At 63.8% G+C, this 12,037-nt stretch carries 13 protein-coding genes; 9 read left to right on the top strand and 4 right to left on the bottom strand.

What is annotated here, in order from left to right:
- Positions 1–113 precede the first annotated feature (113 nt).
- Genes B8784_RS18995 through astD form a run of 3 tightly spaced genes read left to right on the top strand, consistent with a single transcriptional unit; the run spans position 114 to position 3,846 of the window.
- Positions 114–1,370, top strand: coding sequence for a hydrolase (locus B8784_RS18995; protein ID WP_084399601.1), 1,257 nt, complete (start codon positions 114–116; stop codon positions 1,368–1,370).
- Entirely contained in the window at positions 1,367–2,389 is a 1,023-nt protein-coding gene (locus tag B8784_RS18990; RefSeq protein WP_084399599.1) for an arginine N-succinyltransferase, read from the top strand. Before B8784_RS18995 ends, B8784_RS18990 begins: the two co-directional genes overlap by 4 nt.
- A 2-nt stretch (positions 2,390–2,391) precedes the next feature.
- Positions 2,392–3,846 carry a succinylglutamate-semialdehyde dehydrogenase gene (astD, locus tag B8784_RS18985; RefSeq protein WP_084399597.1) on the top strand — a complete coding sequence of 485 codons (1,455 nt, stop codon included), beginning with the start codon at positions 2,392–2,394 and terminating at the stop codon, positions 3,844–3,846.
- 80 nt (positions 3,847–3,926) lie between these two features.
- On the opposite strand, the gene B8784_RS18980 is transcribed toward astD, so the two are convergent.
- Positions 3,927–4,460, bottom strand: a complete 534-nt coding sequence (locus B8784_RS18980) for a DsrE family protein (protein ID WP_233356244.1) — start codon at positions 4,458–4,460, stop codon at positions 3,927–3,929.
- Between the two features lie 105 nt (positions 4,461–4,565).
- On the opposite strand from B8784_RS18980, the gene B8784_RS18975 reads away from it, so the two are divergent.
- Positions 4,566–5,888: an N-succinylarginine dihydrolase gene (locus B8784_RS18975; protein ID WP_084399594.1), complete on the top strand. Its 1,323-nt coding sequence runs from the start codon at positions 4,566–4,568 to the stop codon at positions 5,886–5,888.
- A 3-nt stretch (positions 5,889–5,891) separates the two neighbouring features.
- On the opposite strand, the gene phhA is transcribed toward B8784_RS18975, so the two are convergent.
- Positions 5,892–6,764, bottom strand: coding sequence for a phenylalanine 4-monooxygenase (gene phhA / locus B8784_RS18970; protein ID WP_084399591.1), 873 nt, complete (start codon positions 6,762–6,764; stop codon positions 5,892–5,894).
- 89 nt (positions 6,765–6,853) lie between these two features.
- On the opposite strand from phhA, the gene B8784_RS18965 reads away from it, so the two are divergent.
- Positions 6,854–7,861: a fumarylacetoacetate hydrolase family protein gene (locus B8784_RS18965; protein WP_084399633.1), complete on the top strand. Its 1,008-nt coding sequence runs from the start codon at positions 6,854–6,856 to the stop codon at positions 7,859–7,861.
- A gap of 71 nt (positions 7,862–7,932) precedes the next feature.
- Here B8784_RS18965 and hspQ read toward each other — a convergent pair whose 3' ends face one another.
- Complete coding sequence (hspQ, locus tag B8784_RS18960) at positions 7,933–8,406, bottom strand: heat shock protein HspQ (RefSeq protein WP_084399589.1); 474 nt, start codon at positions 8,404–8,406, stop codon at positions 7,933–7,935.
- Positions 8,407–8,457: 51 nt separating this feature from the next.
- On the opposite strand from hspQ, the gene B8784_RS18955 reads away from it, so the two are divergent.
- Genes B8784_RS18955 through B8784_RS18940 form a run of 4 tightly spaced genes read left to right on the top strand, consistent with a single transcriptional unit; the run spans position 8,458 to position 11,496 of the window.
- Positions 8,458–9,567 carry a Ppx/GppA phosphatase family protein gene (locus B8784_RS18955; RefSeq protein WP_084399587.1) on the top strand — a complete coding sequence of 370 codons (1,110 nt, stop codon included), beginning with the start codon at positions 8,458–8,460 and terminating at the stop codon, positions 9,565–9,567.
- Positions 9,567–10,283 carry an RlmE family RNA methyltransferase gene (locus B8784_RS18950; protein WP_084399585.1) on the top strand — a complete coding sequence of 239 codons (717 nt, stop codon included), beginning with the start codon at positions 9,567–9,569 and terminating at the stop codon, positions 10,281–10,283. Before B8784_RS18955 ends, B8784_RS18950 begins: the two co-directional genes overlap by 1 nt.
- Entirely contained in the window at positions 10,280–11,314 is a 1,035-nt protein-coding gene (locus B8784_RS18945; protein ID WP_084399582.1) for a ribonuclease E/G, read from the top strand. The genes B8784_RS18950 and B8784_RS18945 overlap by 4 nt, the downstream gene beginning before the upstream one ends.
- Positions 11,311–11,496, top strand: coding sequence for a DNA gyrase inhibitor YacG (locus B8784_RS18940; protein WP_084399580.1), 186 nt, complete (start codon positions 11,311–11,313; stop codon positions 11,494–11,496). Before B8784_RS18945 ends, B8784_RS18940 begins: the two co-directional genes overlap by 4 nt.
- A 233-nt stretch (positions 11,497–11,729) precedes the next feature.
- Here the strand turns inward: B8784_RS18940 and B8784_RS21700 are convergent.
- Positions 11,730–12,037: hypothetical protein (locus tag B8784_RS21700; RefSeq protein WP_158085570.1), on the bottom strand; the 308-nt coding region annotated here is incomplete at its 5' end.

Below are 12,037 nucleotides of genomic sequence, written 5' to 3'. Positions count from 1 at the left end.
CAGTCTCAGAAGGACCCCAACACAAGGTTAACCAATCGTGACCTTTGGCAGCGCGCAGCGGCTTACGACAGACGCAGACTTGCAGGAGGTGACGGGCCATGAAACCAAGAGACATGACTGACTTGACGAAAAAGACCTCGGAAGACGAGGCCGTCTGCGAGCGGATCGCGGACGCAGAAAAGCGCATGCAATCGCGGACCCTGGAATGGGCTGAAATCAATACGGGCAGCTGGAACAAGGCGGGCCTTGATGCCCTCGCGCCGAAGCTTGCCGAGGCCTTTTCCGCCCTCGATGCCGAGGTGACGCTGGAGCGGACTCAGCCTTTCGAGAAGGTCAATGCAAAGGGCGAGGCCGAGGATTTCGAGACCGGGCCGGTGCTGCGGGTCGGTGCCCGTCCGGACGCACCAGTGCAGGTCATCATGAGCGGCCACTATGATACCGTTTTTCCCGATGGCACGTTCACCAGAATAACCGATCTGGAAGACGGGCGCCTGAACGGGCCCGGCCTTGCCGACATGAAAGGCGGCCTCTCGGTCATGCTAGGCGCGCTGGAGGCGTTCGAGGCCGGCCCGCTCAAGGACAAGCTGGGCTACCAGATCGTGATCTCGCCGGATGAGGAGATCGGCAACTTCGCGAGTGCCACCTTCCTGAAACAGGTTGCCCAGTCCGGCCCGATGATCGGGATGACTTATGAGCCCTGCATGGACACCGGCGCCATGTCCGGTGGCCGGAAGGGCTCGGCGGTCTTCGATGTGGTCCTGCACGGGCGTTCGGCGCATGCCGGGCGTGCCAAGGAAGACGGGCGCAGCGCGCTTGAGGCAGCCGCCCATATGGTGGTCGACCTCGAAGCCCTGAACAATCGCCGTGAGGGCGTCTCCTTCAATGTCGGCGCGATCGAAGGCGGCGGCCCGGTCAACATCGTGCCGGACCTGGCGATTGTCCGGTTCGGGGCGCGGGCCCCCGATGCCGATGCAGCGCAATGGGCGACATGGGAGGTCGAGCGCATCTTCCGCGAAGCCAAGGCCCGCGACGGCATATCGGGCCATCTGCATGGTGGATTCTACCGTCCGCCGAAGCCGCGCAACGAGGCGCAGCAGGCCTTGTTTTCTGCTGTGGCTGAAACGGGTAAGGCCCTCGACCTAGAGCTGGAATTCGTGGATACGGGCGGGGTCTGTGAAGGCAACAACATCTTCGCCGCCGGTGTGCCCAATGTCGATACGCTGGGCGTCATGGGCGGCCGGATTCATTCGAATGAGGAATATGTGATCATGTCGAGTTTCGTGGAACGGGCAAGTCTTTCGGCCCTTCTGCTCAACCGGCTGGCAGATGGCCGGATCGATGCCGCCAAGATCAAGGCGATGATGGCATGAGTTCGTCCTATGTCATGCGCCCGGCGCGGCTGGACGATTTCGATGACCTGATGCTGCTCGCCAGCGAGTCCGGGCCGGGCTTTACCAGCCTGCCCGTGCACGAGCGCATCATGCGGGAGCGGCTGGAAAAGTCCGAGAAGTCCTTTGCGGGCGATCTCGACCAGCCGCAATACGGCAAGTATCTCATGATGCTGGTCGATCATGAGACGGGCGAGGTCGGTGGATGCAGCGCGGTGAAGGCCGGGGTCGGCATCGACCAGCCCTTCTTCAACTACCGCATCCTCACCATCGCCCAGGCAAGCTATGCCGCCGAGCGGCGCTTCGACATGGACCTTCTGGTCCTGACCAATGAATATGTCGGCTATACCGAGGTCGGCACGCTGTTCCTGCGCCAGGCCCATCGCGGCGGCGGGGCCGGGCGGTTGCTTGCCCAGTCGCGCTACCTGCTGATGGCGTCGGCCCCCGAACGCTTCGGTGACACGGTGCTGGCGGAGCTGCGCGGCGTGGTGGATGCCAAGGGCAACACGCCCTTCTGGGATGCCATCGGGCGGCACTTCTTCCGTATGGACTTTACCGAAGCCGACATCCTGTCGGCGACGACGGACAATCAGTTCATTCTCGATCTGATGCCGAACTATCCGATCTATGTCGATCTCCTGCCGCCGGAGGCGCGCGAGGTGATCGGGCGGGTCCATTCCGACGGGGTCGGGGCCTTCAAGCTGCTCGAGTGGGAAGGGTTCAAGTTCGACCGCACTGTCGACATTTTCGATGGCGGCCCGCTCGTGACCGCCCCGCGCAGTCTCATCCGGACGATCCGCGAGAGCCGGGTGGTGACGCTCGAGACCGGTGAAGCCAATGGGCGCAGCGGTCTGGTTTCAAACGATAACCCCTCGGATATCCGGGTCACGATGGCGGATGGAGAATTCCGCGGCGACTCGGTCTTCGTGACCTCCGAGGATGTGCTCGACCGGCTGAAACTTTCTCCCGGCGACACGGCAAGACTCTGGTTGAGGAGCTGATCATGGCGAAAGGCGCCTATCTTTCAGGCAAGTGGCAGGACGGCGAAGGCGACTGGTTCGAGAAGACCTGTCCGGCCACCGGTGAGACAAGCTGGGAAGGCCAGGCGGCGAGCCCGGCCCAGGTTAATACGGCGATCGAAGCCGCGCATGCCGCCGGTCCCGCCTGGCGGCACATGCCGCAGCATGACCGGACCCATATTCTGGAAGCCTATGCCGAGGAAATCGGCAAGCGGAGCGAGGAAATCGCGCAGGCCATCAGCCGCGACATGGGCAAGGCGAAGTGGGATTCGCTCAATGAAGCCGGCGCGATGAAGGGCAAGATTGCCGTCTCCATCAAGGCCCAGGTTGAGCGTGCTGGCGGCCGTTCAGGCGAGACAGCTTTCGGCGCGGCCCATCTGACCCATCGCCCGCATGGCGTGATGGGCGTTTTCGGCCCCTTCAACTTCCCGGGACACCTGCCCAATGGGCACATTATTCCGGCGCTTCTGGCGGGCAATACCTGCGTCTTCAAACCCTCCGAACTCGCGCCCAGCGTGGCCGCGATCATGGTGGAGTGTTTCGAAGCCGCCGGCCTGCCGGAAGGTGTCCTGAACGTTGTCCATGGCGGGCGCCAGACCGGCGCGGCGCTGCTCGACGGCGACATCAATGGCCTGCTCTTTACCGGCTCGGCGAAGACCGGCATGGCCTTCCACCGGCATTTTGCCGGACGCCCGGATGTGATTCTCGCACTGGAGATGGGCGGCAACAATCCGCTCATCGTCTGGGATCCGGCTGACGTTGAGGCGGCTGCCGACATTGCCGCCCAGTCAGCCTATCTCAGCACCGGTCAGCGCTGTACCTGCGCGCGCCGCGTTTTCGTGCCCGAAGGCAAGTTCGGTGACGCGGTCGTCGAGGCGATCGTCGAGCGTGCCCGCGGCCTGCGGATCGGCGCCTGGGATGAAGACGACATCTTCATGGGACCGCTTGTCTCTGAGGATGCGGCTCAGGCCGCTGTTGATTTTCAGACCATGCTGTCCAAGGCAGGCGGCAAGCCGCTGCGCCGCCTGAAGCGCATGGACCGGGGTGGCGGTTTCGTGACGGCGGGCGTGATCGACGTCACCAATGCCAGCAACATTCCGGATGAGGAGCTGTTCGGCCCGCTCATGCAGGTCTGCCGGGTGAAGGATTTCGACACCGCGCTTGCCCGGGCCAATGATACGCGCTTCGGCCTGTCCGGCGGCCTTGTCAGCGACGAGGATGCGCTCTGGCTGAAAGTCCATAACGAGCTTCGCGCCGGCATCCTGAACCGGAACCGGCCGACGGTTGGCGCGGCGGGCAATATGCCGTTTGGCGGTCCGGGGCTTTCGGGTAATTTCCGGCCCGGCGCCTATTATGCGGCTGACTATTGCGCCTGGCCGCAGGCGAGCCAGGTCGCCGACAAGGCTGGACGTCTCGGGGCGCAGGGCTTTCCGAAATAAGGCCGCGCGGAAAACCGCTCAGCTCGGCATGAAAAGAGCCCCGTTGCCCCCGAGGGCAGCGGGGCTCTCTACGTTCAGACCTAGAACGGGTTCAGCGAATAGCCTTCGCTGGCGAGGACGGCATGCGCCGTCATGGCGGAGAGGGCAACCTGCACGCCGGGTATCAGATCTTCCTCGTCGATACCCCTGACGGCGACCGTTTGCCCGCAAAGATAGATCGGCACGCCTTCGTCCAGCAGGGCCCGGATCAGGCCGTAGGTCGGCGATGCTTCGCTGCCGGCTTCGGGCTGCAGGAGATCCTTCGATGCAGCGCCGTGCACGACGATGGCCGGATGGAGCTGGTCGCGCGGCACGCCAGCAGTGGCATGCATGTTCATGAAGCGCGCGACGGTTTCAAAGCGGCGGTTGATCTTGCCGTCTTCTGAGCCTTCCGAGATGTCGAAAGCGACTTTCAGATCGAGGTCCGCCGGGATGGCGAGGTCGTCACCGACCTGGGCTGCGGGACCGTAGTCTTCAAAGACCGGGCCTTTCACAAAGCCCTGGTCGGCGGTTTGCGCTTGGGCGCTGAACAGGCAGGCGGCGGCAAGGGCGGTGACGAGGAGGATGGGTTTCACGGGATGGTTCCTTTGCATGATCTGGACCGGGCAACTGTAGCCTGACTGCGCCGCGCGTCGAGGAATGACTTTTCTCCCGGTGGGGGGCCGTGTAACCCGGCGAATATGAGCACAGCACGTGAAGTCAATTTCGATGGCCTGATCGGGCCGAGCCACAATTATGGCGGCATGTCAGCCGGCAATCTCGCCAGCGCGAAGAATGAGGGCGATCTCTCCAATCCGCGCGAGGCGGCCCTGCAGGGGCTGGAGAAGATGCGGCTGCTCGTCAGGGCCGGGTTCACGCAGGGCATTTTGCCGCCTTTGCCGCGGCCAAATTTCGACCTGCTCGTTTCGGCCGGCTTTGGCGGTTCGGATGCCGAGATCATCGAGGCGGCGGCAAAGCAGGCGCCGCAGCTGCTCAAGGCGGCCTATAGCGCCAGCTCGATGTGGGCAGCCAATGCGGCCACGGTCTCGCCTTCGGCCGATACCGGGGACGGGCGGCTCCACCTGACGGCGACGAACCTCTCGACCATGCTGCATCGCTCGACCGAGCATCCCGACACCACCGCCACGCTGCTTTCCATCTTCGAGGATGAAGGCCGCTTCGGCGTGCATGGCGCGCTGCCGGCGCATGCCGATTTTGCCGACGAAGGCGCGGCCAATCATGTCCGCCTCTGCGGTGAGCATGGCGGCCCCGGCGTGGAACTGTTCGTCTATGGCCGCGAGGCGGGCGAAAGCACGGTCGGGTTTCCGGCGCGCCAGACAAGGCTTGCCAGCGAAAGCATCGCGCGCGCCCACCATCTGGCGCCCGATCACACTGTCTTTGCGCGCCAGGCACGGGCGGCCATCGAGGCGGGCGCCTTTCACAATGACGTGGTCTGCGTCGGCACGCTGGACACGCTCTTCTTCCACGAGCTGGCCTTCGAGGACACCAAGGCCACGCTGGCCGCTGTCCGCCGGGCCGGAGAAGGGCGCTTCGAGCTGAAGCCGGTCATGGTCCCGCAGGCCGAGGTTCCGGTGGAGGATGCGATCACCTCCTATCTGTTCAACTCCCAGCTGCTGCAGTGGCCGGGTGAGGACCGTCTTGTCCTGCTTGCCCCCATGGAGACGCAGGAAACTGAGAGCACGCGGCGCTTCTGCGAGCGGATGGTTGCCGGCAACGGGCCGATCGGGCGGGTGCAATATGTCGATGTGCGCCAGTCCATGCGCAATGGCGGCGGGCCGGCCTGTCTACGCCTGAGGGTTGTCATGACGGATGAAGAGATTTCGTCCGCCCACCAGGGCGTCATGCTGGACGAAGCCAAGATCGATGCCCTGCAGGATATTGTGAGCCGCACCTATCGCGACCGGCTCTCCCCGGCAGACCTCGCCGATCCGGCCCTTGCCAGCGAATGCCGCATTGCGCGCGAGGCGCTGCTGGAAGCGCTGGATCTTTCAGGCTTGATCTAGCGCTTATTCAGCCGTGGCAAACCGCCCGCCGGCCTTGGCATAGGCCTGGGTGCCGCGAGTGATCACTTCGTCACCCTCCAGCACGTCTTCCGGGGCATGCTCGAACTCGCCCTTCAGCCGCTCATAGATAGGCGCGAAGTCGGTATCGACAGTGGCATGGAAGAGCTGGTCATAGGAATCGATGACGAAATAGGTCTGCTGGAAATCGTCGATCCGGTAATCGGTCTGCATCAGCCGTTCGAGGTCGAAGCCGATCCGGTTCGGGGACGGATCTTCCAGCGCGAAGATGCTTTCTGTCTTCGAGGAGACAATGCCGGCGCCATAGATGCGCAGGCCCTCATCGGTGCGGATCAGGCCGAATTCGACCGTATACCAGTAGAGCGCGGCGAGGTTCTTCAGCGCGGCATAGTTGAGGCTGCGCAGGCCGCCCTTGCCATAGGCTTCCATATAGTCGGCGAAGACCGGATTGGTCAGCATCGGCACATGGCCGAAGACATCATGGAAGACATCCGGCTCCTGCAGATAGTCCAGCTGCTCGCGCTTGCGGATGAACTGACCGGCGGGAAAGCGGCGATTGGCGAGATGGTCGAAGAAGACCTGGTCGGGGACCAGGCCCGGAACGGCGACAACGCGCCAGCCGGTCAGGGCCTCGAGTTCGTCGGACATCGTCTCGAACTCCGGAATACCGCCCTTGCCAAGGTCGAGCGCCGTCAGGCCTTCCATGAATTCCGGTGCTGCCCGTCCGGGCAGAACCTCCATCTGGCGCTTGTAGAGCAGGTCCCAGACGGCGTGTTCTTCATCGGAATAGCTCGACCAGCCTTGATCGATGGTCCAGTCTTCTCTGGCGTGATCGGGTTTTTCAAAATGGTTGCTCATGCAACTATTATAACGCAAAACGCGCTGAATGAAATGAAGCGCTGCCCTTCGCAGTGGCACAAACCGATTTTGAGGAAAGGATGCGCCCCATGAAACTAGCCAGCCTGAAACAGGGACGCGATGGCCATCTCGTCGTCGTCTCGAAGGATCTGACGAAATATACCGATGCCGGCCACATCAAGCCGACGCTTCAGGCCGCGCTGGATGACTGGGATATCGCTGCGCCGAAACTGGCCCAACTGGCCGAAGAGATCGAGGTCGGCTCGGTGCCGACCGAGCGCTTCCATGAGCATGATTGCGATTCGCCCTTGCCGCGCGCCTATCAATGGGCTGACGGTTCGGCCTATATCAACCATGTCGAACTGGTCCGGAAGGCGCGCGGGGCTGAAGTGCCGGAGAGTTTCTATTCCGATCCGCTCATGTATCAGGGCGGCTCAGACAGCTTTCTCGGCCCGCGGGATGCGATCCCGCTGAAGGACAAGGCCTGGGGGCTCGATTTCGAGGCGGAAGTCTGCGTGATCACTGGTGATGTGCCCATGGGGGCAAGCCGGGAAGCCGCGCTGGACCAGATCAAGCTGATCCTGATCTGCAACGATGTAAGCCTGCGCGGTCTCATCCCGAACGAACTCGCCAAAGGCTTCGGCTTTTTCCAGTCAAAGCCCTCAAGCGCCTTTTCGCCTGTCGCTGTAACACCGGAGGCTCTTGGCCCGGCCTGGAAGGATGCCAAGCTGCATCTGCCGATGTTGTCGACCTATAATGGCAAGGCCTTCGGCAAGCCTCAGTGCGATGTCGACATGACCTTCGATTTCGGCACCCTGGTCGCCCATGCCGCGAAGACCCGCCCACTTGGGGCTGGTTCGATTATCGGCTCCGGCACCATCTCCAACCGGGATCCGGACGGCGGCGCGGGCAAGCCGGTTGCCGATGGGGGGCTCGGATATTCCTGTATCGCCGAGATCCGCATGATCGAGACCATTCGCGACGGCCAGGCCAAAACGCCCTTCATGGATGTTGGCGACACGATTCGCATCGAGGTGAAGGACACCGCCGGCCATTCCGTTTTCGGCGCGATCGAGCAGGAGGTCGTGAAGGCCTGACGCTAGCCTTTGTATGATGGATGTCTGTCGGGGCCTTGTCGCAGGGCGCTGGCAGACAGTCCTTGCTTCGCTCAGTGCGTGTGGGCGCGCTTCAGTGTATAACCGTCCGGCGTGCGCTCGAAGAAATGCGGAATGTCGGGGTGGGTGACCGGGGCATCGCTTTCGTCCGGCACGAGATTGCCCTCGGAGACATAAGCCACATAGTGGGTTTTGTCGTTCTCGGCGAAGAGATGATAATAGGGCTGGTCCTTGGAGGGACGCATTTCTTCCGGGATCGCGTCATACCATTCGTCGGTGTTCGAGAAGATCGGATCGACGTCGAAAATCACACCGCGGAAATCGTAGATGCGGTGCTGGACGACCTGGCCGATCTGGAATTTTCCCTGGCGCTTGTCGATCGCATTATAGAGGAAATGCGTATCGTCCTGCTCATAGGCGGCCGGGGAAACGGCCACCGTCTCTGCCGCTTTCTGCTCAGCGGTTTCGCCCTTCTTCCGGCGAAACAGCGCAGCAATGCGCTTTCCTATGCCCAGTCCGTGGCCCATCACCCCTCTATGTGATAGAGCTTCCGGCAACCGACAAGATTTGGGCCACACATGGCTGAAAAAAAATCGCGCAGGCCTCGGTCGAATGACCGGCCGCCGCGCCGAAAAGAAAAGGCACCGCTCTATGCAGCGGTTGACCTTGGCACAAACAATTGCCGCCTGCTGGTGGCCGCTCCGCATCGCGGAGGCTTCACTGTGGTGGATTCCCATTCGCAGATTGCAAGGCTGGGCGAGGGGCTCGCCCAGACGGGGCGCCTGTCGGAGCCTGCAATGAACCGGGCCTATAATGCGCTCGACGCGATTGCGAAGAAGCTCAAGGCCCGGCGGGTGGGGCGGATTCGCTGCATCGCGACCGAAGCCTGCCGCAAGGCCGAGAACGGGGGCGAATTCATCCAGACCATACAGGAGCGGACCGGGTTGAGCTTCAAGGTCATCGGCGCACAGGAAGAAGCCCGGCTGGCGCTGATCGGCTGTCACAACCTGATCCATCCCAAGGCCGAGCATATCCTGGTGCTCGACATTGGCGGCGGCTCGACGGAGCTCTCGCTGGTCGATGCAGCCAAGGCGCGTGAGCTCGGGCTGAAAGGCATGCTGCATAAGCCACCGATCAAGGCCTGGACCAGCATCCCGCTGGGGGTGGTCACGCTGACGGAAGCCTTCAGCCATCTCGACGAGGCCGAGGCCTATCCGCAGATGCTGGAAAAGGCCAAGGACTATGTCGAACGCTGGGCCGAAAAGCATGGCGTGCGCGAGGCCTTGTCGTCTGAAACCGCTCATATCATCGGCACCTCGGGTACGGTGACCTGTGTGGCCGGGGTCTATTTCGGGCTGGAGCGCTATCGCCGCGATCTGGTCGACGGCAAGTGGATGAGCCATGAAGGCTGCCACGCCACCATGACGGAACTGATCGAGGCCGGCCCGGAAGGCCGGGCAGATTTTCCGACCATCGGGGAAGACCGCGCTGGTCTGATGCTGGCCGGCTGCGCGCTGGTCGAGGCGGTCTGGGCGCTGGCGCCGCAGGCCCGGATGCGGGTGGCCGATCGCGGGCTTCGCGAAGGGCTGCTGCTCTCAATGATGCGTGGACCGAAGAAACGCCGCCGGCGCCGGGGCGGACGGCGAAACCGCAAGGCCGGGCCGGCGACTGAAGTGGAGGCCGGCTGATGGCTGATGATGGAAAACGCCGCTGGAAAGGCCCGCCGAAGAACGAGAAAGGCTCGTCCGGCCGGCGCATGAGCGAGCGCAAGATTACCGCGTACCATGCCAAGGATGAAAGCTCCAAGCGCTGGATCGAGCGCCAGCTTTCCGATCCGTATGTCCAGCGGGCCAAGGCCGAGGATTTCCGGGCGCGGGCGGCCTTCAAGCTGATCGAGATCGACGAGAAGACGGGCCTTCTGAAGGGGGCCAGCCGCGTGGTCGATCTTGGCTCTGCGCCGGGCGGCTGGCTGCAGGTCTGCCTGCGCCGGGGCGTGAAGGAAATTGTCGGGATCGATCTCCTGCCGGTCGATCCCATCCCCGGAGCCCATATTGTCCAGGGCGATATCAACGAGCCTGAAGACGTCGACAAGATGATGCAGGGCCTCTCCGGTCCGCCGGATCTTGTCCTCTCCGACATGGCGGCCAATACCACCGGCCACAAGCAGACCGACAGCCTTCGCACCGCCGCGCTGGCGGAGATGGCGCTCTGGTTTGCCGGCGAGCATCTCGCCCCCGGCGGCAGCTTTTGCTCCAAGGTTTTCCAGGGTGGGGCAACCCCGGAAATGATGGCGCAGATGAAGCAGATGTTCCGCACGGTGAAACACGTCAAACCCCCGGCCAGCCGGGCCGGATCGCCGGAGCTTTTTGTCGTCGCCCAAGGCTTTCGCGGCAAGGCCGAATGAGCATCGGCAGGATTGCGATCCACCGCGCGCCGGGGGAAATTCGGGCTGCCGCGCTCGACAAGACTGGCCGGCCCATCCGGCTCTTCCTGGAACGCTGGGGCGGAATGGGTGAACCGGCCCGGGTGAACAGTTTCGCCAAGGGCCGGGTCAGGAATGCGTCTCCCAAGGATCGCGGCACCTTCTTCGAGCTTGAAAGCGGCGAGGCCGTTTTCGTGCGCGGCCCGACCGATCTCACCGAGGGCGCCGAGACCGGCCTGATTATCATGGCCGAGGCGCGTCATGGCAAACTGGCCCGGGCGGTCACCACCGAGGGCGCGGCCGAAAATCCGCCCGCCTTCGAGGCCTGGCTGGCCTCGCTTCCCGATGATCCGCCCCCCGCGCCGGAGCCCGATCCGGACGCCGTCGAGCAGGCTTTCGACGAAGCCCTGTCGCCCCGAATCGGCCTGGCCGGCGGCGGCGAAATCGAGATCGCCCGGACCCGGGCGCTCACCGCCATCGATGTCGACACGATCGGGCGCCAGACCAAGGGCAGCGCGGCGGCCCGGGCGCTGAGTGTCAATCGCGAGGCCGTGGCTGAAACCGCCCGCCAGCTTGTCCTGCGCAATCTCGGCGGGCTTGCCGTGATCGACTGTATCGCGCCGATCCATGCCGAGGCCGGTCAGCAGCTTCGCGAGATTTTCCTCCAATCCTTCAAGGCCTTGTCGCGCCGGTCTGTCGAGGCGCTTCGCCCTTCTCGCTTTGGCCTGCTCGAAGCCAAGCTTGCCTGGGGCGAGGCGCCGATGGCCGACCGGCTGCTCGACGAAGCCGGGCATCCCACCGGCGAGACCGAGCTGCTCGACCTCTTCCGCGCCGCCGAGCGCGAGGCCAGGGCCGACCGCACAGCCTTTTTCAGCCTCGCCCTGTCGCCCCGGGCACGGTCTGCCTATATGGAGCGCAAGCCGCTGGCCGACCGGGCGATTGCCGAGGCGTTTTCCGGCCGGGTCAGCGTGGAAAAGGATCCGAGCGAACAGTCCATGGTGAGGCGCGTATGAGCAAATCCAAATGCCCCGTTTGCGAGAAGGCCCCGGCGGACCCGAAGTTCAAGCCGTTCTGTTCGAAGCGCTGCGCCGATGTCGATCTCTCGCGCTGGCTCAAGGGCAGCTATGCCATTCCGGGCCGCCCGGCCGACCAGGCCGACGAGACCCCGAGCTACAAGGAAGAGCGCGACGAGTAGGGCCCGGCTTCCTGCCGGTCTTCGTCTTTCCTTCCCGTCTGCGCTTTCCCACGGGCCTGAGCGAAGCTGAAGGATCCGTGGGATCCATCTCCGGACGCCGGATCCCGTTGCCCCCTCTGGAGCTGGGCACCACGGACACGCCGTGGTGAGGCGCTCTGTTAAAACCCTCATGCCTTTATCCGCAGATGCGTCTCGCATCTCCGGCATCCTTCGACGTCGCTCAGGATGAGCCCTCACCCGCTATCATACCAGCCTGCCAGAGCGGCCGAGACCTTCTCCGGCAGGAGGGCGGCGACGAGGCCGGCGCGCCAGGAAAGGCGGTGCAGCCCGTCCATTGGCAGGAGGATGGGTTTGAGCGCCCCGGACCGCCGCAATCGCGAGAGATGACGGGCCATCCGGGCCGCCAGCGGGGCCGGGTCGTCGAGGTGCTTCAGGAGTACACCCAGACGGTGCAGTAAATCGGCGGTGCGCACCGGGCCGGGTGCGGCCTTGCGCGGACGGTCGCCGAGCGCGTCGAGCGCATCGGTATCGGTCCGCAGTG

Source organism: Henriciella aquimarina, assembly GCF_002088975.1.
GTDB lineage: Bacteria > Pseudomonadota > Alphaproteobacteria > Caulobacterales > Hyphomonadaceae > Henriciella > Henriciella aquimarina.
The sequence above is the reverse complement of the archived record's forward strand: the minus strand, read 5'-3'. Positions and strand labels throughout refer to the sequence as shown.

Excerpts from the sequence above, each read along its gene's own strand:
- phhA (WP_084399591.1), bottom strand. The coding sequence starts at position 6,764 with ATGAGCAACCATTTTGAAAAACCCGATCACGCCAGAGAAGACTGGACC.
- B8784_RS18965 (WP_084399633.1), top strand. The coding sequence starts at position 6,854 with ATGAAACTAGCCAGCCTGAAACAGGGACGCGATGGCCATCTCGTCGTC.
- astD (WP_084399597.1), top strand. The coding sequence starts at position 2,392 with ATGGCGAAAGGCGCCTATCTTTCAGGCAAGTGGCAGGACGGCGAAGGC.
- B8784_RS18945 (WP_084399582.1), top strand. The coding sequence starts at position 10,280 with ATGAGCATCGGCAGGATTGCGATCCACCGCGCGCCGGGGGAAATTCGG.
- B8784_RS18995 (WP_084399601.1), top strand. The coding sequence starts at position 114 with ATGACTGACTTGACGAAAAAGACCTCGGAAGACGAGGCCGTCTGCGAG.
- hspQ (WP_084399589.1), bottom strand. The coding sequence starts at position 8,406 with ATGGGCCACGGACTGGGCATAGGAAAGCGCATTGCTGCGCTGTTTCGC.
- B8784_RS18940 (WP_084399580.1), top strand. The coding sequence starts at position 11,311 with ATGAGCAAATCCAAATGCCCCGTTTGCGAGAAGGCCCCGGCGGACCCG.
- B8784_RS18950 (WP_084399585.1), top strand. The coding sequence starts at position 9,567 with ATGGCTGATGATGGAAAACGCCGCTGGAAAGGCCCGCCGAAGAACGAG.
- B8784_RS18955 (WP_084399587.1), top strand. The coding sequence starts at position 8,458 with ATGGCTGAAAAAAAATCGCGCAGGCCTCGGTCGAATGACCGGCCGCCG.
- B8784_RS18975 (WP_084399594.1), top strand. The coding sequence starts at position 4,566 with ATGAGCACAGCACGTGAAGTCAATTTCGATGGCCTGATCGGGCCGAGC.
- B8784_RS18990 (WP_084399599.1), top strand. The coding sequence starts at position 1,367 with ATGAGTTCGTCCTATGTCATGCGCCCGGCGCGGCTGGACGATTTCGAT.